This window comes from Pseudomonas sp. GW460-12-10-14-TSB1 (genome assembly GCF_017349775.1).
GTDB classification, from domain to species: Bacteria; Pseudomonadota; Gammaproteobacteria; order Pseudomonadales; family Pseudomonadaceae; genus Aquipseudomonas; species Aquipseudomonas piscium.
This window is the reverse complement of record NZ_JACNAC010000062.1, coordinates 1-21,754: the sequence shown is the minus strand read 5'-3', so window position 1 is coordinate 21,754 and position 21,754 is coordinate 1. Positions and strand designations below refer to the sequence as shown.

Below are 21,754 nucleotides of genomic sequence, written 5' to 3'. Positions count from 1 at the left end.
TGTGTGCGTGCCCGAAAACGTGCGGCGATGGTAACGGATGGGCGCCAACCTGCAAGGGGCGTCAGCGTATTTGCGCTTCGGGCACGCTCAGTGTGCGTGGGATCAGTAAAGCATCCCAGTGTTCGATGCCCCAGCTCAGCACTTCCCGAGGGCTGGCGTGGACCATTTCGCTGTCGGTTTTCTGCCCCAGGGCGCGCAAGGCACGCAACAGCAACGGTGTGGCCTGGTCCGCTGCCAGCGGCGGGGAGCGGTAGGACTTGCCCAGTTTATGCCCGTCCGGCTGGGTGATCAGCGGCACATGCAGGTAACGCGGCTGCGGCAGGCCGAGCAGTTCCTGCAGGTACAACTGGCGCGGGGTGGAGTCCAGCAGGTCGGCACCGCGCACGATATCGGTCACCCCTTGCCAGGCGTCGTCGAGCACCACCGCCAGTTGATAGGCGTAGAGACCGTCGCGGCGGCGGATCACGAAGTCGCCCACATCCCGCCCCAGATGCTGGCGGAATTCGCCCTGGACCCGGTCAGTGAAGCGATATTCCAGCTCCGGCACGCGCAAGCGGATGGCGGCGTCTTCCTGGCCGTGTCCGGCATTGCGGCACAGGCCCGGATAAATGCCGTGGTAGGGCTCCAGTTGCTTGCGCGAGCAGGTGCAGGCGTAAGCCAGGCCCTGGTTGAACAGGCGGTTGAGGACTTCGGCGTAGGCCGCGTGCCGGTCGCTCTGGCAGACCATTTCGCCGTCCCACTCGAAGCCGTAGCTTTCCAGGGCCTTGAGAATGGCCGCCTGGGCGCCAGGCTCTTCCCGAGGCGGATCGAGGTCTTCCATGCGCAGCAGCCAGCGGCCGCCGACGGCACGGGCATCGAGGTAGGAGGCCAGGGCGGCGACCAGCGAGCCGAAATGCAGGTGCCCGCTGGGGGTTGGGGCGAAGCGCCCGATGTAGGAAGAGGTTTGAGAGGCAGTCATGGAGAGGATGTTACTTCGTTCGATCCCAAGGTGACGATGGCGTCTGGAGGATCGCCATCGCGAGCAAGCTCGCTCCTACAGGGAGTGAGGCGTCAGAAACAAAAACGGAGCGTTCGCACGCTCCGTTTTTCATTCAAGCCAGCGATTATTTACCGACTTGTTTTTCCTTGATTTCCGCCAGGGTCTTGCAGTCGACACACATGTCGGCGGTAGGGCGGGCTTCCAGGCGGCGAATACCGATCTCGACGCCGCAGGATTCGCACCAGCCGTATTCTTCGTCTTCGATCAGTTGCAGCGTCTTGTCGATCTTCTTGATCAGCTTGCGCTCACGGTCGCGGGCGCGCAGTTCCAGGCTGAATTCTTCTTCCTGGCTGGCACGGTCGGCCGGATCGGGGAAGTTGGCTGCTTCGTCTTTCATGTGATCAACAGTGCGGTCGACTTCCTGCATCAAGTCCTGTTTCCACTTGTTCAGGATCTTGGTGAAGTGCTCGCGCATGGGCTTGCCCATGTACTCTTCGCCCGCGGTTTCAACATAGGGCTCGAAGCCGCTGATCGATTGATTCTGTTGCTTTGCTTGGGTGGGCATGAAATGGACCGCCTCTACTCATGTAATCCATTGCGCAGGATTGCTCCATCACCGACACCTGCCGGCCCTGCGACTGCAAGCGGGCGAACTTACCAGATCAAATCGGGCGGCGCTACTCCCGGTTGTCGAGCCCGCGTCTTGCGGTGCTTGCAAAGGTCGATGCCGCCTAGCCTGGTCTGTCCGGGGCCTGGTCAATTAATGATTTTAGCCAAGCCTGGGCCTGGCGTTCGTCTTCTTTATGGGGGGATGGCGGATACTCGAAGGCTTTGGGCTCTCCCTTGTCCCCGGGGTTGGGTAGAATCGGTTTTTTGCTCACTTCAATGAAGGAAGGCTAATGGCTCAGCCCTACAGTGCGCGCAGCCGCGCTATCGAACCTTTCCACGTGATGGCCCTGCTGGCCCGCGCCAATGAGCTGCAAGCGGCCGGGCACGATGTGATTCACCTGGAAATCGGTGAACCGGACTTCACCACGGCTGAGCCGATCATCAAGGCCGGGCAGGCCGCGCTGGAGGCGGGCAAGACCCGCTACACCGCCGCCCGCGGGATTCCCGAGCTGCGTACGGCCATCTCCGGTTTCTATCGGCAGCGTTACGGGCTGGACATCGACCCCGAGCGCATCATGATCACGCCCGGTGGTTCCGGTGCGTTGCTGCTGGCCAGCAGCCTGCTGGTCGACCCAGGCAAGCACTGGCTGCTGGCGGACCCGGGCTACCCCTGCAACCGGCACTTCCTGCGTCTGGTGGAAGGCGCTGCCCAACTGGTGCCGGTCGGGCCGGACGTGCGCTATCAACTGACGCCGGATCTGCTGGAGCGTTACTGGGATCAGGACAGCGTCGGCGCCCTGGTGGCGTCGCCGGCCAACCCGACCGGCACGCTGCTCACCCGTGACGAACTGGCGGGGCTGTCGGCCGCGGTAAAGGCGCGTAACGGCCATCTGGTGGTGGACGAGATCTACCATGGCCTGACCTACGGCAGCGATGCCGCCAGCGTGCTGGAAGTCGATGACAGCGCCTTTGTCCTGAATAGCTTTTCCAAATATTTCGGCATGACCGGCTGGCGCCTGGGGTGGCTGGTAGCGCCGCAGGCGGCGGTCGGCGAGTTGGAGAAGTTGGCGCAGAACCTCTATATCAGCGCCCCGAGCATGGCTCAGTACGCCGCGCTGGCCTGCTTCGAGCCGGACACCATCAGTATCCTGGAAGAGCGCCGCAACGAGTTTCAGCGGCGTCGCGACTTCCTCCTGCCAGCCCTGCGCGAGTTGGGTTTTGGCATCGCGGTGGAGCCGGAAGGGGCGTTCTACCTGTATGCCGATATCAGCGCCTTCGGCGGCGATGCCTTTGCCTTCTGCCGGCATTTCCTCGAAACCGAGCACATTGCCTTTACCCCAGGTCTGGATTTCGGTCGCCATCAGGCCGGGCACCATGTCCGGTTCGCCTACACCCAGAGCCTGCCGCGCCTGCAGGAAGCGGTGGAGCGGATTGCCCGTGGCCTGCGGAGCTGGCAAGGCTGATGCGTTTTCATCCTCCCCTCGAAGAAGGTCGCCTGGTCCGTCGTTACAAGCGTTTTCTCGCCGATATCGAGACCATTGGCGGCGAGTTGCTGACCATTCACTGCCCCAACACCGGTTCCATGTTCAATTGCATGGTCGAGGGCGGGCAGGTCTGGTTCAGTCGTTCCAATGACCCCAAGCGCAAATTGCCCGGGACCTGGGAAATCAGCGAAACGCCCCAGGGGCGGCTGGCTTGCGTCAACACGGCGCGGGCCAACACGCTAGTGGAAGAAGCCTTGCGCGCCGGAGTGATCGCTGAGCTGAACGGTTTTACCGCCCTCAAGCGTGAAGTGCCCTATGGCCAGGAAAACAGCCGGATCGATTTCCGCCTGGACTACCCGGACGGCCCGGCGTTCGTCGAAGTCAAAAGCGTCACCCTGGGCTTCGATGGTTCCGCGGTCGCGGCCTTTCCAGATGCGGTGACCCAGCGTGGCGCCAAGCACCTGCGGGAGCTGGCTTGTCTGGCGCGTGACGGTATCCGGGCGGTGCAGTTGTATTGCGTCAACCTGTCGGGTGTCGAGGCGGTGCGACCGGCCGAAGAGATCGATCCCGGTTACGCCGCTGCGCTGCGCGAGGCGGTGGCATCCGGGGTCGAGGTACTGGCTTACGGCGTGCGTTTGACCGCCGAGGAAGTGTGCATCGAGCGCCGTCTGGACGTATTGCTCAACGGCTAAAGCTGAACCCAGATGCCCTGGCTGTCTTCCTGGCAGGGGATGGCCGTCAGGGATTGCCCGGCACAGGGGCCAGCCACGCATTCACCGTTTTCGATCAAAAACAGCGCGCCGTGGGTGGCGCACTGGATCAGGCTGGCGCTTGGGTCGAGAAACTGATCGGACTGCCACTCCAGAGCGACCCCGCGATGGGGGCAGCGGTTGGTGTAGACGTAGACCTGTCGATCGCGACGCACCGCGAAAAGTGGCCGGCCTTCGAGGTTGAAACCTCGGCTGGAAGCCTCCGGCAGATCGCCAGGGGCGCAAAGAAACTTCATGTCTATCCTCGGTAACCAACAGCTCTGGGTTCAGGCTGTCACAGTTTTCCTGCGGGTGCTTGATGAAACATGTCTGTGCTTGACGGTCAAATGCAAACAATTATCAAATGGCTGCTTCGCCTGTGGGGCGCTTGCTCATTTCGATGCCTGGGTTGCAGGGCATGTCACATGTAAGGCTGCTTCCGTGGGCCCACTCTCTGAAGGAAATGCCTTTATGCGTTCGAGTGCCCGCGCAATCGCGCTCTGTGTCGGACTTCTGGCCAGCCATACCGCTGCGGCGGCCGAGTTACCACAACGCTGGGTGAGCGCCGGCGGCGCCTTGTCCGAATGGGTGAGCGCGCTGGGCGCCGAATCGAAGCTGGTGGGCGTGGACACCACCAGCCAGCATCCTGAATCCCTGAAGAAGCTGCCGAGCATCGGTTATCAGCGCCAGCTGTCGGCGGAAGGCATTCTCAGCCTGCGACCGCAGATTCTGGTGGGTACCGAAGAGATGGGGCCGCCGCCGGTGCTCTCGCAGGTGCGCAGCGCCGGGGTGCAGGTCGAGCTGTTCTCGGCCCAGGCCGACCTGCCGACCCTGCAGGGCAACCTGCAGCATCTGGGTAAGTTGCTGGGCAGTGAAGATAAGGCGACGCAGCTGTTCGAGCAATATAAGCAGCAGCTGGATCAGCAGCAGGCCTGGGTCATCCAGGCCCGGAAAAAGCAGGCGGCGCCGGGTGTGCTGCTATTGCTCGGGCATGCGGGTGGCAAACCTCTGATTGCCGGCAAGGACACCGCTGCCGACTGGCTGTTGCAGCAGGCGGGCGGACGCAATCTTGCTACCCATACGGGTTACAAACCCTTTTCCACGGAATCGTTGGCCGAACTCAACCCCGAGGTGCTGGTGTTTGCCGATCGCAGCCTGAGCGGCGAGGCGGCCCGTACCGCGTTGTTCAAGGAAAACCCGATCCTCGCCTCCAGCGGCGCGGCGAAGGCCGGCCGGGTCTTCGAAATTGATCCGACCTTGCTGGTGGGCGGCCTGGGGCCACGCCTGCCACAGAGCCTGAAAAGGTTGTCGGCCGATTTCTATCCTGCCGAGTCGGGCCAGGCCAGCACCGCCCAATGACCCCTTTGCTTAAACCCCGTGCTTTGTTCATTGGCCTGAGCCTGCTGTGTCTGTTGGCGATCTGGTTGTCCCTGGCGCTTGGGCCGGTCAGCCTGCCGCTGCTCGACACTCTGCGCGCCGCTTTGCGTTTGCTGGGTTTGCCCATCGAGGGGCAGGGGCTGGAGCAGGCCGAACTGATCCTCGGGCAGATTCGTCTGCCTCGCACCTTGCTGGGGCTGGCGGTAGGGGGCGTGCTGGCCCTGTCCGGCGTGGCCATGCAAGGGCTGTTTCGCAATCCCTTGGCTGACCCGGGGCTGGTAGGTGTCTCGAGTGGCGCGGCGCTGGGCGCAGCCTTTGCCATCGTCGGTGGTGCGCTGCTGGGTGGCGTGCCGGAAGCGGTCGGCCCTTATCTGTTGTCGTTCTGTGCCTTTCTCGGTGGCCTGGTGGTGGCGTGGCTGGTCTACCGCCTGGGGCGGCGCAATGGCCAGACCCATGTGGCGACCATGCTGCTGGCGGGGATTGCGTTGACGGCGCTGGCCAGCTCGGCGGTGGGCCTGTTCACCTACCTGGCCGACGATGCGACCCTGCGCACCCTGACGTTCTGGAACCTGGGCAGTCTCAACGGCGCCAGTTATTCGAGATTGTGGCCATTGCTGCTGGTCAGCGCGGCCGTGGCATTGTGGCTGCCGCGCCGGGCCAAGGCTTTGAATGCCCTGCTGCTGGGCGAGTCCGAGGCCGGTCACCTGGGGATCGATGTCGAGCGGCTGAAGCGGGAGTTGGTGTTCTGTACCGCGCTGGGGGTCGGCGCGGCTGTCGCCGCTGCCGGGCTGATCGGCTTTGTCGGGCTGGTGGTGCCTCATCTGGTGCGCCTGCTGTCGGGGCCTGACCACCGGACCCTGTTGCCAGCGTCGATACTGGCCGGCGCCAGCCTGCTGTTGCTGGCGGATCTGGTGGCGCGCCTGGCGCTGGCGCCTGCGGAGTTGCCGATTGGCATCGTGACCGCCTTTATCGGTGCGCCGTTCTTTCTGTTTCTGTTATTGCGAGGGCGCGCCTGATGCTACGAGCGGAAAATCTGACGGTGCGCCGTGGCAGGAAAACCGTGCTGGAGGGGATCGACCTTGAGCTCAAGCCCGGTGAGGTGCTGGGAGTGCTGGGCCCCAATGGCGCAGGTAAAAGCACCTTGCTGGCGGCCTTGTGCGGCGAGCTGAAACCCGACCATGGCCAGGTCTGGCTTGACCAGCGCGAGCTCTCCAGATGGGACGGTGGGCAAAAGGCGCAAAGGCTGGCGGTGCTGCCGCAAAGTTCGACGCTCGAGTTCGCCTTTCGGGTCGAAGAGGTTGTCGGCCTGGGACGCCTGCCTTATCAAAGCGGCCGGGCACGGGATGACGAGATCGTCATGCAGGCCCTGCAAGCGGCGGATGCCGGGCATCTGCACGGTCGCAGCTACGTGGCCTTGTCGGGTGGCGAACGTCAGCGCGTGCACCTGGCCCGGGTGTTGGCGCAGCTATGGCCGGGCGCGGTCGGCCAGACCCTGTTGCTCGACGAGCCGACCTCGGCCCTCGACCCCTTGCATCAACATGTCACGTTGCAGGCCATTCGCGAGTTTGCCGATCGTGGGGTCGCGGTCCTGGTGATCCTGCATGATCTGAACCTCGCCGCGCGATATTGTGATCGCCTGTTGCTGCTCGAAGGCGGGCGGCCTCACTCGCTGGACAGTCCGGCGCAGGTGCTGCGGCCCGAACCGCTCAAGGCGGTGTTCGGACTGGAGGTACTGGTGCAGGCGCATCCCGAGCGGGGCCACCCTTTGATCATCGCCCGCTGAGGCGATTCGCGGAGACGCCAGATGCGTGTGTTATTGATCCTGGGTGTGTTGCTGCTGGGCGCCTGCCAGGGCGTGCCGGTCATGCCTGAACCCCCAGTCCAGGCTGAAAGCGGGGCGATTCAGGATCTGCGCAGAGGAAAGCTCCTGACTCCAGAGGAGCTGGTCGCTCGTCTGTCCCGGGCGCCGCGGGTGATTGTCGGTGAGCAGCATGACCATCCCGAACATCATGCCTTGCAGTTGTGGTTGCTGCGGGCGATGGCGACCCAGCGCGCGCAAGGTAGCCTGTTGTTGGAAATGCTCACGCCGGACCAGCAACCGCGAGTCGATTCGCTTCGTCAGCACCAGGCGGCGCAGGACTTGCCCGATGATTTGCCTGGCGCTCTGGCCTGGTCGCCGGGGTGGGACTGGGCGCTGTACGGACCTATCGTGCGCTATGCGTTGCTCCAGCCTTATCCGTTGCTGGCCGCCAATCTGGATAACTCCGAAGTTCGTAATATCTATCGCCAGGCACCAGCCTTGAGTGGCGAGCACTCGAATGCCGCGTCGGTGCGCAACGAGCTATTGCAGCAGGTTCGTGACTCCCATTGTGGGCTGCTGCCCGAAAGCCAGATGCCGGCGATGCTGGCGGTGCAGCAGCAACGTGATCGACGCATGGCCGAGCGCTTGCTGGCGGCACCGACTCCAGTGCTGCTTTTTGCCGGGGCCTTTCATGCGCGCAAGGATGTCGGGGTACTGGTTCACCTGCAGGACCTCGATGCATCGGACGGCACCGTGGTGCTGATGCTGGCGCAGAAGGGTACACAGGTATCGCCGCGAAACGCGGATTACGTGTGGTACAGCACACGGCTGCCGGAGAAGGATTACTGCGCCCAGATGCGCCAGTAAGTGGATGGCTTTTTTAGACAAAAAAAGACCCGGCAAGAGCCGGGTCAAATAACCGTGATTAGCCTGATGAGGAGATAATCTGAGAGTCCGAACCACTGGTCTTCCAGGTTATCGACTGATCTCGCGACCAGTTGTGATAATCATAACGATTCTCATTTCCAAGTCAACAAAGTTTTTCCTGTTTCTGCGAATTCCGCCAAACGCTCGTTTGGATTTCCCGTAAATACGGGGCTTTAAGGGTTGGCGCTCAGGCTGTGCAGACGGCTGACTTCCTTGTTCAACAGGTCGATTCGCCGCGCCATGCTTTCGATCAGGCTATGGGCGATACGTGGATTGCTCTGAGTCAGGCTGAGAAACTGGCTCTTGGGGATCAGCATCAGGGTGCATGGCTCGCTGGCAATCACACTGGCGTTGCGTTTCTCCCCGGTGAAAACAGCCATCGCACCAAAGATCTCGTCCTTGGGCACGTCTCCGACCTTGTGTCCGTCGACAAAGGCTTCGGCGTGCCCTTCGATAATGACGAACACATGATCGGCGTCATCGCCCTGGCGAATCAGCACCTCGCCCTTGGCCACACGTTGAAAACCGTTGCTGTTACGCAACTCGGGTTGCTGGAGGCGGGCAATGGCATCGGAGAGCAGGGCGGTTTGTCCGATCAGGTACTGCAGAAACAGTTCGGAACGCTGTTCGTCGGCATACAGGTGCTGGAACACCGCGGAACGCTGATAGGGGATCAGGCTCAACGGTTGATCGCTGCTGAGTTGCCAGCGCGGCAGCTCCGCTCCTCGGCGCAGCCCGAGCAGATCACCTTCATGCAGATAAAACAGTGGGCGCTCATCGATGCTGGCTTGTACCTGGCCGCTTTCGAGCAAGAACAGCTGGCTGTCGGCAAGGCTGCTGGAGAGGTCCTTGGAAGGGGCCACTTCCAACACGTCGCCGGACGGTAGCAGGCCTTCCAGCAGGCGCGGCGGGATGCTCTGCAGCCGATTGATCAAGGCGTCGGCATAAGCCGGTTGTTCCCCCAGTAAATACATAAGAAACCTGCCAGGTCAGTTCTTGTGGCGTGTAGAAATGGCGTCCAGCTGTTTGTTGAGTGCTTCCTTGCGTTCTGCCGGAATGTCGTTCCAGTGCACATCCATCAGCGCGCCTTCGATGGCATACAACAGTACCTTCGAGGCTCGAAACCCTCGGGTCCGCACGGCCCGATAGGCATCCACCGCCCCCAGGCGGCGCAAGTCCGAAGCGCTATGGATGCCCACCGCATGCAGCCATTGTGCCGACGTCTTGCCAAGGTTCTTCAGGTGTTGCAATTCATCATTCATCAAGCCTCCTTGCGACGGCCGAATGGTGCGTGGGCAAGTCTCAAAGGAGTGTAGCGCTCAGTAGGAAAAGCGCTGTTCTTTGGTCGGTTTTGGCGCAAAAGCTTCTAAGGCGACAGAGGAAAGTACGTCAGAAGCAGAGGAAAAGGGGGGAGGGAGCAGGCCAAGTCCAGCGTAAGGCAGAGGGCGCCGGACCTCGGAGCAAAAGGGGCTATTACTTGGTGCGGTAGCGCAGACGAGTGCCGAAGTTGACGGACATCAGGATTTCATCGGCGGTCAGTTCGGGCGGGAAGTAGGCGCCGGAGATCTGCGCATGGGCCAGGCTGGCGCCTTCCATGGAAGAGTTGCGCAGGTCGAGGCCGCGCAGGTCGGCAGAACGGAAATAGGCGTCGGTGAAGTCGATGCCGTCGGCGTTCAACTCGCGCAAGTCGAGGCCGCGAAAATCGCCGCCGCGCATGTCGACAGGCTGATTTTTCGGGCGTTCCCGATTGAAGCCGTCGATGTCGTCTTTGTGCAGCAAAGCGTAAAGGGGGGTGTCGAGAAGTGTGGGCTGACTCATGGGGGCGTCCCTGCTGGAATTATGACGCCAGTATAGTGCCACTAATCTCAGCCGTGAAATCTTTGCGGTTTCACGGCTGAAATAGTTGATTACAGACCTGGGAGGCGCTGGCGAATGTTCGCTACCAGGGTGTCGAGGCTCCCGCTTTCATTGGTCTCGACGCGCTTGCTGCGCAGCACCTCTTCGGCGCTCAGGGCTTCGCGATTGGCTTGCTGCTGTTCGATCACGGCCAGGGTCGCGTCCGACGGGTCGTTGCGATCGGCCTGGCGTTGCGCCAGCCAGCTGGCGATGACGGCCTGCGGGGCATTGCAGTCGATGATCAGGCAAGGGGTGCCAGTCGCTTCGGCAACCTTGGCCGCGGCATCACGCTGGTCGCGCTTGAGGTAGGTGGCGTCGATGGCCACCGGGAAACCGGCGCGCAGGACGATGCCGGCCAGTTCATGCAGGCGGTCATAGGTCGCGGTGTTGGCCTGGGCATCATAAATGCCGACATTCGGGTCGTTCTGTACCTGCTGCTCGCCGAACAGGCGTTTGCGCTCGACATCGGAGCGCAGGCGAACGGCGCCCAAAGCTTCTACCAGGCGCATGGCCACATGGCTTTTGCCAACGGCGGAAACACCAGAAGTAATCGCCAGGAAGCGCGATGGAATGGTGCTGTAGCTCTCTGCCAGGTTGGCGTAGTTGCGGTATTGGCGCAGGGCTGTGGCGCGCTGCATCGGGCTGGCGTCGGCCGGCATGCTGAACAGGGCGACCTTGGCCCGTACCAAGGCGCGGTAGGCTTTGTAGAAATTCAACAACTCCAGGCCCTGATAGTCACCGGTCTGTTCCAGGTACTGGCTGATGAAGCGGCGTGCCAGGCACTTCAGGCCGCGGTCTTCCAGGTCCATGGCGAGGAAGCCGGCGTCGGCATAGACGTCAGTGAAACGGAACGGTTCGTTGAACTCGATGCAATCGAAGATCACCACCTTGCCGTCGATAAGTGTCGCATTGCCCAGATGAATGTCGCCGTGGCATTCGCGGATGAAGCCTTCGGCCTTGCGCTGGGCAAGGAGTGGCTTGAGGCGTTCGAAGCTGCTTTCGGCCCAGGCTTGCAGGGCTTCGAGCTGTTGCAGGTCGGCCTTGTCGCTGAGGAACGGGCGGATTTGTTCGAAGTTCTGACGCACCGGTTCCATTACGCTTTCCGGGGTGCCGGCTACGTGGGCCGCGGGAACTCGCGGGGCGTCGAGGTGGAACCTGGCAATCTGCCGGGCCATTTCGTCGATGTGCGCAGTGGTCAGTTCGCCATTGGCTTGCAGTGTGCTGAGCAGCTGGCTTTGCGGGAACTGGCGCATTTTCAGCGCGTATTCGATGATCGGGCCGTCACCCGCGATCTGCGGCTCTTCGGCACTGCCGGTGATCGGCAACACTTCCAGATACAAATCATCGGTCAGGCGCTGGTTGAGACGCAGCTCTTCGCCGCAGAAGTGCCCGCGTGCTTCAAGGCCGGTGAAGTCGAGAAAACCGAAGTTGACCGGCTTTTTCAGCTTATAGGCATAGGGACCGGTGAGCAGGACCCAGGAAATATGGGTCTCGATGACCTGGAATCCGTCTACGGGATGCGGGTAGAGGGCCGGGTTTTGCAGGGCGGCGATCAGGGATTGGCTCACAGGCGATCCTTCAGAGTCGGGGAAAATTCAAGGGCGTCATTATGGCCGCTGACAGGGCTAACGCAAACCTCGGGCGGCTCCTGTTGACTATGAATAAAGTGCGTATAATCCGCCGCCATGACTCGTACTCGATCCCCCCGTTCCGCTAAAAAACGTCCGTCTAGTGGCCCGCGCCCCTGGCTGGGCTGGGCCTTGAAGCTCGGTCTGGTCGCTCTGGTGGTGCTCGCCGGCTTTGCGGTTTATCTCGATGCCGTGGTCCAGGAGAAGTTTTCCGGCAAGCGCTGGACCATTCCGGCCAAGGTCTATGCGCGCCCGCTGGAGCTGTTCGTCGGACAGAAGCTCAGCAAGGACGATTTCCTCACCGAACTCGACGCACTTGGCTATCGCCGCGAAAGCGTGGTCAACGGCCCTGGTGCTGCATCTGTCAGTGGTAACACCGTTGAACTCAATACCCGCGGTTTCCAGTTCTATGAGGGTATGGAGCAGGCACAACCGGTGCGGGTGCGTTTTTCCGGCGACTACGTGGCCGAGTTGTCAGGCAGCAAAGGCTCGAAACTGGCCGTGGTACGCCTGGAGCCGCTGCTGATCGGTGGCCTGTATCCGAAGAACCTCGAAGACCGGATCCTGATCAAGATCGACCAGGTGCCTCCTTATCTGCTGGAAACCCTGGTGGCGGTCGAGGACCGGGATTTCTATAGCCACTTTGGCGTGTCGCCCAAGTCGATTGCGCGGGCGGTGTGGGTCAACACTTCGTCCGGCGCCATGCGCCAGGGCGGCAGTACCCTGACCCAGCAGTTGGTCAAGAACTTCTACCTGACCAACGAGCGCAGCCTGAGCCGCAAGCTCACCGAAGCGATGATGGCTCTGCTGCTTGAGCTGCATTACGACAAGCGCGAGATCCTCGAGGCGTACCTCAACGAAGTCTTCATCGGTCAGGACGGCCAGCGTGCGGTGCACGGTTTCGGCCTGGCCAGCCAGTTCTTCTTCAGCCAGCCGCTGGCCGAACTGAAGTTGCATCAGATCGCCTTGCTGGTGGGGATGGTCAAGGGGCCGTCCTATTACAACCCGCGTCGTTATCCGGAACGCGCGCTGGAGCGGCGTAACCTGGTACTCGATCTGCTGGCGCAACAGGGTGTGGCGACGCCGGAGCAGGTTGAAGCGGCGAAGAAAATGCCCCTGGGCGTGACCAAGCGTGGCAGCCTGGCGGACAGCTCGTTCCCCGGCTTCCTGGACCTGGTGAAGCGTCAGTTGCGTGAGGATTACCGCGACGAAGACTTGACCGAGGAAGGCCTGCGGATTTTCACCAGCTTCGACCCGATTCTGCAGATGAAGGCCGAGGCTTCGGTCAGTGACACTTTCAAGCGTCTGGCCGGACGCAAGGGATCGGATGAAGTCGAAGCGGCAATGGTGGTGACCAACCCGGAAACCGGCGAAGTCCAGGCCATGATCGGCAGCCGCCAGGCCGGTTTTGCCGGTTTCAACCGGGCGCTGGATGCGGTGCGGCCGATCGGCTCCCTGATCAAGCCCGCGGTTTACCTGACGGCGCTGGAGAAACCCAGCCAGTACACCCTGACCAGTTGGCTCTCCGATGAGGCCTTCTCGGTGAAAGGCGGCGACGGGCAAGTGTGGAAGCCCCAGAACTACGACCGTCGCTCCCACGGCACGGTCTTCCTTTATCAGGGGCTGGCCCATTCCTATAACCTGTCGACCGCGCGCCTGGGCCTGGAAGTCGGTGTGCCGAACGTGCTGAAAACCCTGGGGCGCCTTGGCGTCACCCGCGAATTCCCGGCGTTCCCTTCGATGCTGCTGGGGGCGGGGGGCTTGAGCCCGATGGAAGTCGCGACCATGTACCAGACCCTGGCCAACGGCGGTTTCAATACCCCGATGCGCGGGATCCGTAGCGTGCTGACCGCTGAGGGCGAACCGCTGAAGCGTTATCCGTTCCAGATCCAGCAACGTTTCGACCCGGGGTCGATCTACCTGATCCAGAGCGCGATGCAGCGCGTCATGCGCGAAGGTACCGGCAGCTCGGTCTACAACGTGTTGCCGCGTTCCCTGGCGCTGGCGGGCAAGACCGGTACCAGTAACGATTCCCGCGACAGCTGGTTCGCCGGTTTCAGCCAGGATCTGTTGGCGGTGGTCTGGCTGGGGCGTGATGACAACGGCAAGACACCGTTCACCGGCGCTACCGGCGCGCTGCAGGTCTGGACCAGTTTCATGCGCAAGGCCGACCCGCTGCCATTGGATATGCCGCAACCGGATAACGTGGTGCAGGCCTGGGTCGACTCGCGGACCGGGCAAGGCTCCGATGTCAACTGTCCGGGGGCGGTACAGATGCCGTATATTCGTGGCAGTGAACCCCCTCCCGGTCCAGCCTGTGGCGTCGATATCCCGGCGCCCGTTGAGTCGGTGATGGATTGGGTCAAGGGCTGGATGAATTAAGCGAAGAGGGTTTGACGTGAACAAGTGGTGGATTCCAGCTATTACAGCTCTGGCTTTGCTCAATGGTTGCGCCAGCGTGCAGCGTGGCTCGATTCCGGTGGTGGACTCCGGTACCGCCGTGTCCAACAGTGAGCGCATATCGGCAAACGGTGGCTTCCGCAAGACGACAGTCAAGCGTCCGGCCCAGGCACAGACTCAAAGTATTCCGCAGGACTCGGGCGTGGTGGTGATGGTGCCGGGCGGGGCTGCGGCCACTGCCGCGCCAATCAGCAGCGCGCCGATTACCCCGGGCCCGATCACCCCAGGGCCTATCGATACCTCACCGATCCAATCCGCGCCGATCAATCAGGGCAGCTACAGCCTGCCACCGACGCCGAGCGGAGTGCCTTCGGCCAGCTCTGGCGGGCTGTCCGCCGATGAGCAGCTGGACGGTCCAGTGCTGGCGCTGTTGACCACCGCTCAGCAGCAACAGGCGAGTGGCGATCTGAACGGCGCTTCCTCCAGCCTCGAGCGCGCCCAGCGTGTAGCGCCGCGTGAGCCGCAGGTGTTGTATCGCCTGGCCCAGGTACGCATGGCCCAGGGCGATGCCGCGCAGGCTGAACAGTTTGCCCGTCGCGGCCTGAGCTTCGCCAACGGTCGTCCGGACCTGCAGGCCAGCCTGTGGGCGCTGATCGCCCAGGCGCGCGAGAAGCAGGGCGATGCCGCCGGTGCCGCTCAGGCTCGGCAAAAAGCCAAGGTATCGCTGTGATGGACGCGCGTTTTCCAAAGATTGCCGAGCAGTTGCTGTTGATCGAGCGTGAGTTGCGGCTGCAGGGCCTGTGGGATGACACCCCACCGAGCGCCGAGGCCCTGGCCAGCGTCGAGCCTTTTGCCGTGGACACGCTGGAGTTCGAGCAGTGGCTGCAATGGATCTTCCTGCCGCGGATGAAGGTGATTCTTGAGCAGGATCTGCCTCTGCCCAGCGCTTCGGGGATCCAGGAAATGGCCGAGGTGGTGTTCGCCGGTCGTTCGATGCAGGGACGGGATCTTCAGTTGCAGATCCTGCTCAAAGAGTTCGACCAACTGATAGTCACTACCCGCTGAAACCTCTGCAGCCACTGCCTAGCGGCAGTGGTTGTCTATCGCCTTCTGCGTTTCCAGGATGCGCTGCTGACGTTGTTCCTCGGTCAGGCGGCGCATTCCCCCCTCGATGTTCTCGCTCAGGCGTGGGTTGTTCTGCAACTGCGCCAGGCTGGCCCGTGCCTGTGTGCAAAAACGCCTGCGCTCGGCTTCCTGCCTGGCGAGCTGTTGCTTGGCCTGGTTATCCATGATCTGTTGCTGGGTGTCCGGCTTGTCGGGTGGCAGCGTACGGGGCGCACCTTTCGGGTTTTTCGGTAGGCTGATGGCGGTGCTGGCCACGCCTTGGGGTGGCTGGGCGTCGAAATGGGTGACTCCCTGGGCGTCGACCCATTTGTAAATCTGCCCGGCCTGGCATGGGAGACTCATGGCGAGCAGCAGGCCAGCGGTCATGGCGAAGGTTCGCATTTTTGAATTCCTTATCCAGGATTGCGCAATTGAAGCGCAGGCACTCGAGGTTTACAGGTTTTTTCTTGCGTTCTCATGCGCTTAGTTCGAATAAAGCACATTGACGTCTTGACTTGCAGAGGGCGAAACAGAAGAATCCAAAGTCCGCTGTAGAGGGACTGCCAGAAGCAGACCCACTCGGCAGAACATGAGGCGCACATCCGCGCCGACCTGCTACACCCGCAACGCGTTACCTCGCGCTGGGTGGGAAAACCCCGCAACACTTGGGGCACTCCCAATACTTGCTCAGTCAGTGCTGACGTAGTCGGCGACCACCGTCGCTCATGCTCTGCCGAGAAGTAAACCTATTAAGACCCGTCCCCTTTCAAGAGGGCGGTATTCTGGCGTTTTAGAGGTGAACAACGTGGAGCTTTTATCTGGCGGTGAGATGCTCGTCCGCTTTTTGCGTGACGAAGGCGTCAAATATATCTATGGGTACCCGGGTGGTGCTCTCCTTCATGTTTACGATGCCCTGTTCAAAGAACCGGAAGTGACCCACATCCTGGTTCGTCACGAGCAAGCGGCTACCCATATGGCTGACGGCTACGCCCGTGCCACCGGCAAAGCCGGCGTGGTACTGGTGACTTCCGGCCCTGGCGCGACCAATGCCATCACCGGTATCGCCACTGCCTATATGGACTCCATTCCAATGGTGATCATTTCCGGTCAGGTGCCTAGCACCATGGTCGGTACCGACGCGTTCCAGGAAACCGACATGATCGGTATCTCCCGGCCGATCGTGAAGCACAGCTTCATGATCAAGCACGCTTCGGAAATCCCGGAAGTCATGAAGAAGGCGTTCTACCTGGCGCAATCCGGTCGTCCGGGTCCAGTCGTGGTCGATGTCCCCAAGGACATGACCAATCCGGCTGAAAAGTTCGAATACGTTTTCCCTAAAAAAGCGAAGCTGCGCTCCTATAGCCCGGCTGTTCGTGGTCACTCCGGGCAAATCCGCAAGGCGGCAGAAATGCTCCTGGCGGCCAAGCGTCCTGTGCTGTACGCAGGCGGCGGCGTGATCCTCGGTGGCGGCTCCGCGCCGCTGACCGAACTGGCACAAATGCTCAACCTGCCGGTCACCAATACCCTGATGGGCTTGGGTGCCTACCCTGGCACCGATCGTCAGTTCGTCGGCATGCTCGGCATGCACGGCAGCTACACCGCCAACCTGACCATGCACCATGCCGACGTGATCCTGGCAGTCGGCGCGCGTTTCGACGACCGTGTCATCAACGGCCCGGCGAAATTCTGCCCGAACGCCAAGATCATCCATGTCGACATCGACCCGGCGTCCATCTCCAAGACCATCAAGGCAGACGTGCCGATCGTGGGTCCGGTAGAGAGCGTCCTGACCGAAATGGTCGCGGCCCTCAAGGAAATCGGCGAAACCCCGAACAAGGACACAGTCGCCAGCTGGTGGAAGCAGATCGAGGAGTGGCGCGGTGATCGTGGCCTGTTCCCTTACGACAAGGGCGACGGCAGCATCATCAAGCCGCAGACCGTGATCGAGACCCTCTGCGAAGTGACCAAGGGCGACGCCTATGTGACCTCCGACGTGGGCCAGCACCAGATGTTCGCGGCGCAGTACTACCGGTTCAACAAGCCCAATCGCTGGATCAACTCCGGTGGCCTGGGCACGATGGGCTTTGGTTTCCCTGCGGCCATGGGCGTCAAGTTGAGTTTCCCTGATGCTGACGTTGCCTGTGTAACGGGCGAGGGCAGTATCCAGATGAACATTCAGGAACTGTCGACCTGCCTGCAGTACGACCTGCCGGTCAAGATCATCAACCTGAACAACGGTGCGCTGGGCATGGTGCGTCAGTGGCAGGACATGAACTACGGTAGCCGTCACTCGCACTCCTACATGGAATCGCTGCCTGATTTCGTCAAGCTGGCCGAGGCCTATGGGCACGTGGGCATTCGCATCACGGACCTGAAGGATCTGAAGCCGAAGATGGAAGAGGCGTTCGCCATGAAAGATCGTCTGGTGTTCCTCGACATTCAGGTCGATACCAGCGAGCACGTCTACCCGATGCAGATCAAAGACGGCTCCATGCGCGATATGTGGCTGAGCAAGACGGAGCGTACTTAATCATGCGGCACATTATCTCCTTGCTTCTGGAAAACGAACCGGGCGCCTTGTCTCGTGTGGTTGGCCTGTTTTCGCAGCGCAACTACAACATCGAAAGCCTGACCGTGGCGCCGACCGAGGACCCGACCCTGTCGCGTCTGACGCTGACCACCGTGGGGCACGATGAAATCATCGAGCAGATCACCAAGAACCTGAACAAGCTGGTTGAAGTGGTCAAGCTGGTCGACCTGTCGGAAAGCGCTCACATCGAGCGCGAGCTGATGCTGGTCAAGGTCAAGGCCACCGGCGCCCAGCGCGCCGAGGTCAAGCGCACCACCGATATTTACCGTGGGCAGATCGTCGACGTCAGTGCCAGCGTGTATACCGTTCAATTGACCGGTACCAGCGACAAGCTCGACAGTTTCATCCAGTCGATCGGCACCGCCTCGATTCTGGAAACCGTACGCAGTGGCGTCACCGGCATTGCCCGTGGCGATAAAGTACTCAGCATCTAACTCAAATTAGCGAACGGCCTGAACGGCCTGATATAGGGGAAATTCATGAAAGTTTTCTACGATAAAGACTGCGACCTCTCGATCATCCAGGGCAAGAAAGTTGCCATCATCGGTTACGGCTCCCAGGGCCATGCTCAAGCGTGCAACCTGAAAGACTCCGGCGTCGACGTGACCGTTGGCCTGCGTAAAGGCTCGGCTACCGTTGCCAAGGCTGAAGCTCATGGCCTGAAAGTGACCGACGTTGCCGCGGCCGTTGCCGGTGCCGACCTGGTCATGATCCTGACCCCGGACGAGTTCCAGTCCCAGCTGTACAAGAACGAAATCGAGCCGAACATCAAGAAGGGCGCTACCCTGGCCTTCTCCCACGGCTTCGCGATCCACTACAACCAGGTTGTTCCGCGTGCCGACCTCGACGTGATCATGATCGCGCCGAAGGCTCCAGGCCACACCGTACGTTCCGAATTCGTCAAGGGCGGCGGTATTCCTGACCTGATCGCTATCTACCAGGACGCTTCCGGCAACGCCAAGAACGTTGCTCTGTCCTACGCCGCTGGCGTGGGCGGCGGCCGTACCGGCATTATCGAGACCACCTTCAAGGACGAGACTGAAACCGACCTGTTCGGCGAGCAGGCTGTTCTGTGTGGCGGTACCGTCGAGTTGGTCAAGGCCGGTTTCGAAACCCTGGTCGAAGCTGGCTACGCGCCGGAAATGGCCTACTTCGAATGCCTGCACGAACTGAAGCTGATCGTTGACCTCATGTACGAAGGCGGTATCGCCAACATGAACTACTCGATCTCCAACAACGCCGAATACGGCGAGTACGTGACCGGCCCTGAAGTGATCAACGCCGAATCCCGTCAGGCCATGCGCAACGCTCTGAAGCGCATCCAGGACGGCGAATACGCCAAGATGTTCATCAGCGAAGGTGCTACCGGCTACCCATCGATGACCGCCAAGCGTCGTAACAACGCTGCTCACGGTATCGAAATCATCGGCGAGCAACTGCGCTCGATGATGCCGTGGATCGGTGCCAACAAGATCGTCGACAAAGCCAAGAACTAAGTTCGAGTCTTGTCAGGGAAAACGCGGCCTAGGCCGCGTTTTTTCGTTTGGATAGGCAGGTTCTGGTATAAAGCTGGATCCTTTGTGGTCCAATCGTGGCCCTGGGTATCGTCGAAACTTTTCACACCGTTGCAAGGTAATGTCCATGAGCGAACGTCCCGAAGAGCCAAACCAGGCCTCTGACGCCGATAGCCTGCTACCCATCGATGAGCATGTCGAAGAGGGGCATGACGCTGAAGGCCGTAAAGTCCGGCATCGTGGTATCTATCTGCTGCCGAACCTCTTCACCACCGCGAATCTGTTCGCCGGTTTCTACTCGATCATCAATTCCATGAGTGCCCAGAGCGCATTGAGCGCCGGGGACGCGGCAGGGGCGAGCAAGTATTTCGCGTTCGCGGCCATCGCGATCTTTGTCGCCATGGTGCTCGATGGCCTGGACGGGCGCGTAGCCCGCATGACCAATACCCAGAGTGCTTTTGGCGCTGAGTATGACTCGTTGTCCGACATGGTTGCCTTCGGCGTTGCGCCTGCCTTGCTGGCATTCGGTTGGGCGCTGGGCGACATGGGCAAGGTCGGCTGGATGGTCGCCTTCATCTATGTGGCTGGCGCGGCTTTGCGTCTGGCCCGTTTCAACACCCAGGTGGGGACTGCCGACAAGCGTTACTTCATTGGCCTGGCCAGTCCGGCGGCGGCGGGTGTGGTGGCCGGTATTGTCTGGGCATTCAGCGATTACGGTATCCAGGGTTCGAAGATGTCGTTCCTGGTGGCGCTGATGGTGGCGGCGGCCGGCATGCTGATGGTCAGCAACATCAAGTACAACAGCTTCAAGGAGCTGGATCTGAAGGGACGTGTACCTTTCGTGGCGATCCTGGCGGTGGTTCTGGTGTTCGCCGTGGTCTTCAGCGATCCGCCGCGGATTCTGCTGCTGGTTTTCCTCGCCTACGCAGCCTCTGGTCCGATTCAGTACTTGTTGCACCTTCGTCGACGCAAAACGTTGCCTTAATGTAATTTCCCCCATACTCCGCAGTCTATTGGTGCATCAGTCCTCCAATGCTGCGGAGTTGCCATGTTGATCAAAGTCCCCAAGTCGTCTGACTGCAAAGAGTCGGACGTCACGCCTGAATCCCTTTATGTCTCTCGTCGTAGCCTGTTGGGCGGGGCCATTGCCGGTCTGGCTGCCTGTGCGCTGCCGCGCTGGGCCAGCGCCGAAGACGCTGGGCGCTATCCAGGTGTCGAGCCTGGCAGGGCGCCGTCATGGTTTGCGCAAAAACTGCCCGCGACCAAATGGCAGGCGGTCAACGTCAAGGACGAGGCGATCACTCCGTTCAAGGATGCCACCCACTACAACAACTTCTATGAGTTCGGCGCAGACAAGGGCGATCCGGCTGCCAATGCCGGCGCGCTGAAAACCGAGCCCTGGAGCGTGGTGGTGGACGGGGAGGTGGGTAAGCCGGGGCGTTATGCGCTGGAAGACTTCATGAAGCCTTATCAGTTGGAAGAGCGGATCTATCGGCTGCGTTGCGTCGAGGCCTGGTCCATGGTGATTCCCTGGATCGGTTTCCCGATTTCCGAGTTGCTCAAGCAGGTCGAGCCAACTTCGAAGGCCAAATACATCCGCTTCGAAACCCTTCAGGACCCTAAAAGCATGCCCGGTCAGCGTTCGGGTTTTGCTCTGATCGACTGGCCTTATGTAGAAGGCCTGCGTCTGGATGAGGCGATGCACCCGTTGGCGATTCTTGCCGTGGGGATGTATGGGCGCGAGTTGCCTAACCAGAACGGCGCGCCGTTGCGTTTGGTGGTGCCGTGGAAGTATGGCTTCAAGAGCATCAAGTCGATTGTGCGCATCAGTCTGGTGGAGGAACAGCCGAAAACCACCTGGCAAAGCATTGCTGCCAATGAGTACGGTTTTTACGCGAACGTGAATCCTACGGTTGATCATCCTCGCTGGACTCAGGCGCGTGAGCGTAGGCTGCCCAGCGGCCTGTTCAGTCCCAATGTGCGTGAGACGCAGATGTTCAACGGTTACGCGGATGAAGTCGCTTCTTTATATACCGGCCTGGATCTGCGGAAGAATTACTGATGCGCTACCCACTCTGGCGCCTTGGCGTCTTCATCGTTGCGGCTATCTGGCCTTTGCTCTGGTTGTACCAGGCTTGGGCCTCAGCGCTCGGACCCGATCCGGGAAAAGTGCTGGTCGATCGTCTGGGGCTGGGGACGCTGATCTTTTTGCTGATCACTCTGAGTATGACCCCCCTGCAGAAACTGACGGGCTGGGCGGGATGGATCGCGGTACGACGACAGCTCGGTTTGTGGTGCTTTGCTTATGTGGTGCTGCATTTAAGTGCCTACGCCGTATTTATCCTCGGGCTCGACTGGTCGCAGCTGGGGGTGGAGTTACGTAAGCGGCCCTACATTATTGTTGGAAGTCTGGGCTTCCTCGGATTACTGGCCTTGGCGGTGACTTCCAATAGATACAGTCAACGTCGTCTGGGCAGTCGTTGGAAGAAACTGCATCGGTTGGTCTATCTCATTCTTGGGCTGGGTTTACTGCATATGCTCTGGATCGTTCGGGCCGATCTTAAAGAATGGGCTATCTATGCTTCTATCGGAGCATTGTTATTACTGTTGCGGGTACCGCCGGTGACACGTCGAATCCCCCGTTTAATGGTGAAAAAACCATCTTCTGCAACAAAAGCGTAATTAGGGGTTGACGG

The 21,754-nt window shown here is 60.9% G+C and carries 23 protein-coding genes; 15 read left to right on the top strand and 8 right to left on the bottom strand.

All coding sequences use genetic code 11. The annotated features are described in order from the left end of the window. Positions 1-61: 61 nt before the first annotated feature. Both gluQRS and dksA read right to left on the bottom strand, forming a co-directional pair. Positions 62-958, bottom strand: coding sequence for a tRNA glutamyl-Q(34) synthetase GluQRS (gene gluQRS, locus J4D52_RS26210; protein ID WP_063433036.1), 897 nt, complete (start codon positions 956-958; stop codon positions 62-64). A 145-nt stretch (positions 959-1,103) separates the two neighbouring features. After that, a complete protein-coding gene (dksA, locus tag J4D52_RS26205) occupies positions 1,104-1,544 on the bottom strand; it encodes an RNA polymerase-binding protein DksA (protein WP_007924645.1) in 441 nt (146 codons plus the stop codon). A 334-nt stretch (positions 1,545-1,878) separates the two neighbouring features. On the opposite strand from dksA, the gene J4D52_RS26200 reads away from it, so the two are divergent. Together J4D52_RS26200 and sfsA are read left to right on the top strand one after the other, a co-directional pair. Further along, a complete protein-coding gene (locus J4D52_RS26200; RefSeq protein WP_063433035.1) occupies positions 1,879-3,051 on the top strand; it encodes a pyridoxal phosphate-dependent aminotransferase in 1,173 nt (390 codons plus the stop codon). Further along, the gene (gene sfsA / locus J4D52_RS26195) at positions 3,051-3,764 is read left to right on the top strand and encodes a DNA/RNA nuclease SfsA (RefSeq protein ID WP_025805353.1); all 714 of its coding nucleotides are present in this window, start codon (positions 3,051-3,053) and stop codon (positions 3,762-3,764) included. Before J4D52_RS26200 ends, sfsA begins: the two co-directional genes overlap by 1 nt. On the opposite strand, the gene J4D52_RS26190 is transcribed toward sfsA, so the two are convergent. Next, complete coding sequence (locus J4D52_RS26190; protein ID WP_102677910.1) at positions 3,761-4,078, bottom strand: Rieske (2Fe-2S) protein; 318 nt, start codon at positions 4,076-4,078, stop codon at positions 3,761-3,763. The two genes, sfsA and J4D52_RS26190, sit on opposite strands and share 4 nt — an antisense overlap. A 214-nt stretch (positions 4,079-4,292) precedes the next feature. Between J4D52_RS26190 and J4D52_RS26185 the strand changes: the two genes are divergently transcribed. Genes J4D52_RS26185 through J4D52_RS26170 form a run of 4 tightly spaced genes read left to right on the top strand, consistent with a single transcriptional unit; the run spans position 4,293 to position 7,866 of the window. Next, on the top strand, positions 4,293-5,180 hold the full coding sequence (locus tag J4D52_RS26185; protein WP_102677911.1) for a hemin ABC transporter substrate-binding protein: 888 nt from the start codon (positions 4,293-4,295) through the stop codon (positions 5,178-5,180). Between the two features lie 50 nt (positions 5,181-5,230). Next, the gene (locus J4D52_RS26180) at positions 5,231-6,214 is read left to right on the top strand and encodes an iron ABC transporter permease (RefSeq protein WP_173678574.1); all 984 of its coding nucleotides are present in this window, start codon (positions 5,231-5,233) and stop codon (positions 6,212-6,214) included. After that, positions 6,214-6,981: a heme ABC transporter ATP-binding protein gene (locus J4D52_RS26175; protein WP_063433032.1), complete on the top strand. Its 768-nt coding sequence runs from the start codon at positions 6,214-6,216 to the stop codon at positions 6,979-6,981. The genes J4D52_RS26180 and J4D52_RS26175 overlap by 1 nt, the downstream gene beginning before the upstream one ends. A 21-nt stretch (positions 6,982-7,002) precedes the next feature. Then, positions 7,003-7,866, top strand: coding sequence for a ChaN family lipoprotein (locus J4D52_RS26170; protein ID WP_102677913.1), 864 nt, complete (start codon positions 7,003-7,005; stop codon positions 7,864-7,866). 233 nt (positions 7,867-8,099) lie between these two features. On the opposite strand, the gene J4D52_RS26165 is transcribed toward J4D52_RS26170, so the two are convergent. From J4D52_RS26165 to J4D52_RS26150, 4 genes are all read right to left on the bottom strand, one after another. Continuing rightward, positions 8,100-8,900, bottom strand: coding sequence for a Crp/Fnr family transcriptional regulator (locus J4D52_RS26165; protein ID WP_102677914.1), 801 nt, complete (start codon positions 8,898-8,900; stop codon positions 8,100-8,102). A gap of 15 nt (positions 8,901-8,915) precedes the next feature. Then, complete coding sequence (locus J4D52_RS26160; protein WP_025805346.1) at positions 8,916-9,188, bottom strand: TfoX/Sxy family protein; 273 nt, start codon at positions 9,186-9,188, stop codon at positions 8,916-8,918. 211 nt (positions 9,189-9,399) lie between these two features. Further along, on the bottom strand, positions 9,400-9,744 hold the full coding sequence (locus J4D52_RS26155; protein WP_025805345.1) for a pentapeptide repeat-containing protein: 345 nt from the start codon (positions 9,742-9,744) through the stop codon (positions 9,400-9,402). Positions 9,745-9,833: 89 nt separating this feature from the next. Beyond that, positions 9,834-11,390 carry a bifunctional aminoglycoside phosphotransferase/ATP-binding protein gene (locus J4D52_RS26150; protein WP_063433030.1) on the bottom strand — a complete coding sequence of 519 codons (1,557 nt, stop codon included), beginning with the start codon at positions 11,388-11,390 and terminating at the stop codon, positions 9,834-9,836. A 117-nt stretch (positions 11,391-11,507) separates the two neighbouring features. On the opposite strand from J4D52_RS26150, the gene mrcB reads away from it, so the two are divergent. Genes mrcB through J4D52_RS26135 form a run of 3 tightly spaced genes read left to right on the top strand, consistent with a single transcriptional unit; the run spans position 11,508 to position 14,915 of the window. Continuing rightward, complete coding sequence (mrcB, locus tag J4D52_RS26145) at positions 11,508-13,832, top strand: penicillin-binding protein 1B (protein ID WP_102677915.1); 2,325 nt, start codon at positions 11,508-11,510, stop codon at positions 13,830-13,832. A 16-nt stretch (positions 13,833-13,848) separates the two neighbouring features. Beyond that, positions 13,849-14,580: a M48 family metallopeptidase gene (locus tag J4D52_RS26140; protein WP_053280938.1), complete on the top strand. Its 732-nt coding sequence runs from the start codon at positions 13,849-13,851 to the stop codon at positions 14,578-14,580. Further along, entirely contained in the window at positions 14,580-14,915 is a 336-nt protein-coding gene (locus J4D52_RS26135; RefSeq protein WP_025805340.1) for a YqcC family protein, read from the top strand. Before J4D52_RS26140 ends, J4D52_RS26135 begins: the two co-directional genes overlap by 1 nt. An 18-nt stretch (positions 14,916-14,933) precedes the next feature. Here the strand turns inward: J4D52_RS26135 and J4D52_RS26130 are convergent, their stop codons facing one another. After that, complete coding sequence (locus J4D52_RS26130; protein WP_102677916.1) at positions 14,934-15,356, bottom strand: DUF4124 domain-containing protein; 423 nt, start codon at positions 15,354-15,356, stop codon at positions 14,934-14,936. Between the two features lie 403 nt (positions 15,357-15,759). Between J4D52_RS26130 and J4D52_RS26125 the strand changes: the two genes are divergently transcribed. The 6 genes from J4D52_RS26125 (at position 15,760) to msrQ (ending at position 21,740) form a co-directional block, all read left to right on the top strand. Further along, entirely contained in the window at positions 15,760-17,484 is a 1,725-nt protein-coding gene (locus tag J4D52_RS26125; RefSeq protein ID WP_025805338.1) for an acetolactate synthase 3 large subunit, read from the top strand. A 2-nt stretch (positions 17,485-17,486) separates the two neighbouring features. After that, the gene (ilvN, locus tag J4D52_RS26120) at positions 17,487-17,978 is read left to right on the top strand and encodes an acetolactate synthase small subunit (protein WP_007924620.1); all 492 of its coding nucleotides are present in this window, start codon (positions 17,487-17,489) and stop codon (positions 17,976-17,978) included. Positions 17,979-18,023: 45 nt separating this feature from the next. Beyond that, the gene (gene ilvC, locus J4D52_RS26115; protein WP_007959661.1) at positions 18,024-19,040 is read left to right on the top strand and encodes a ketol-acid reductoisomerase; all 1,017 of its coding nucleotides are present in this window, start codon (positions 18,024-18,026) and stop codon (positions 19,038-19,040) included. A 145-nt stretch (positions 19,041-19,185) separates the two neighbouring features. Then, on the top strand, positions 19,186-20,043 hold the full coding sequence (pssA, locus tag J4D52_RS26110; RefSeq protein WP_009050877.1) for a CDP-diacylglycerol--serine O-phosphatidyltransferase: 858 nt from the start codon (positions 19,186-19,188) through the stop codon (positions 20,041-20,043). A 63-nt stretch (positions 20,044-20,106) separates the two neighbouring features. Further along, complete coding sequence (msrP, locus tag J4D52_RS26105; protein WP_063433027.1) at positions 20,107-21,120, top strand: protein-methionine-sulfoxide reductase catalytic subunit MsrP; 1,014 nt, start codon at positions 20,107-20,109, stop codon at positions 21,118-21,120. Further along, positions 21,120-21,740 (top strand): protein-methionine-sulfoxide reductase heme-binding subunit MsrQ, encoded by a 621-nt coding sequence (gene msrQ, locus J4D52_RS26100; protein ID WP_102677917.1) that lies wholly within the window; start codon positions 21,120-21,122, stop codon positions 21,738-21,740. Before msrP ends, msrQ begins: the two co-directional genes overlap by 1 nt. Positions 21,741-21,754 lie beyond the last annotated feature (14 nt).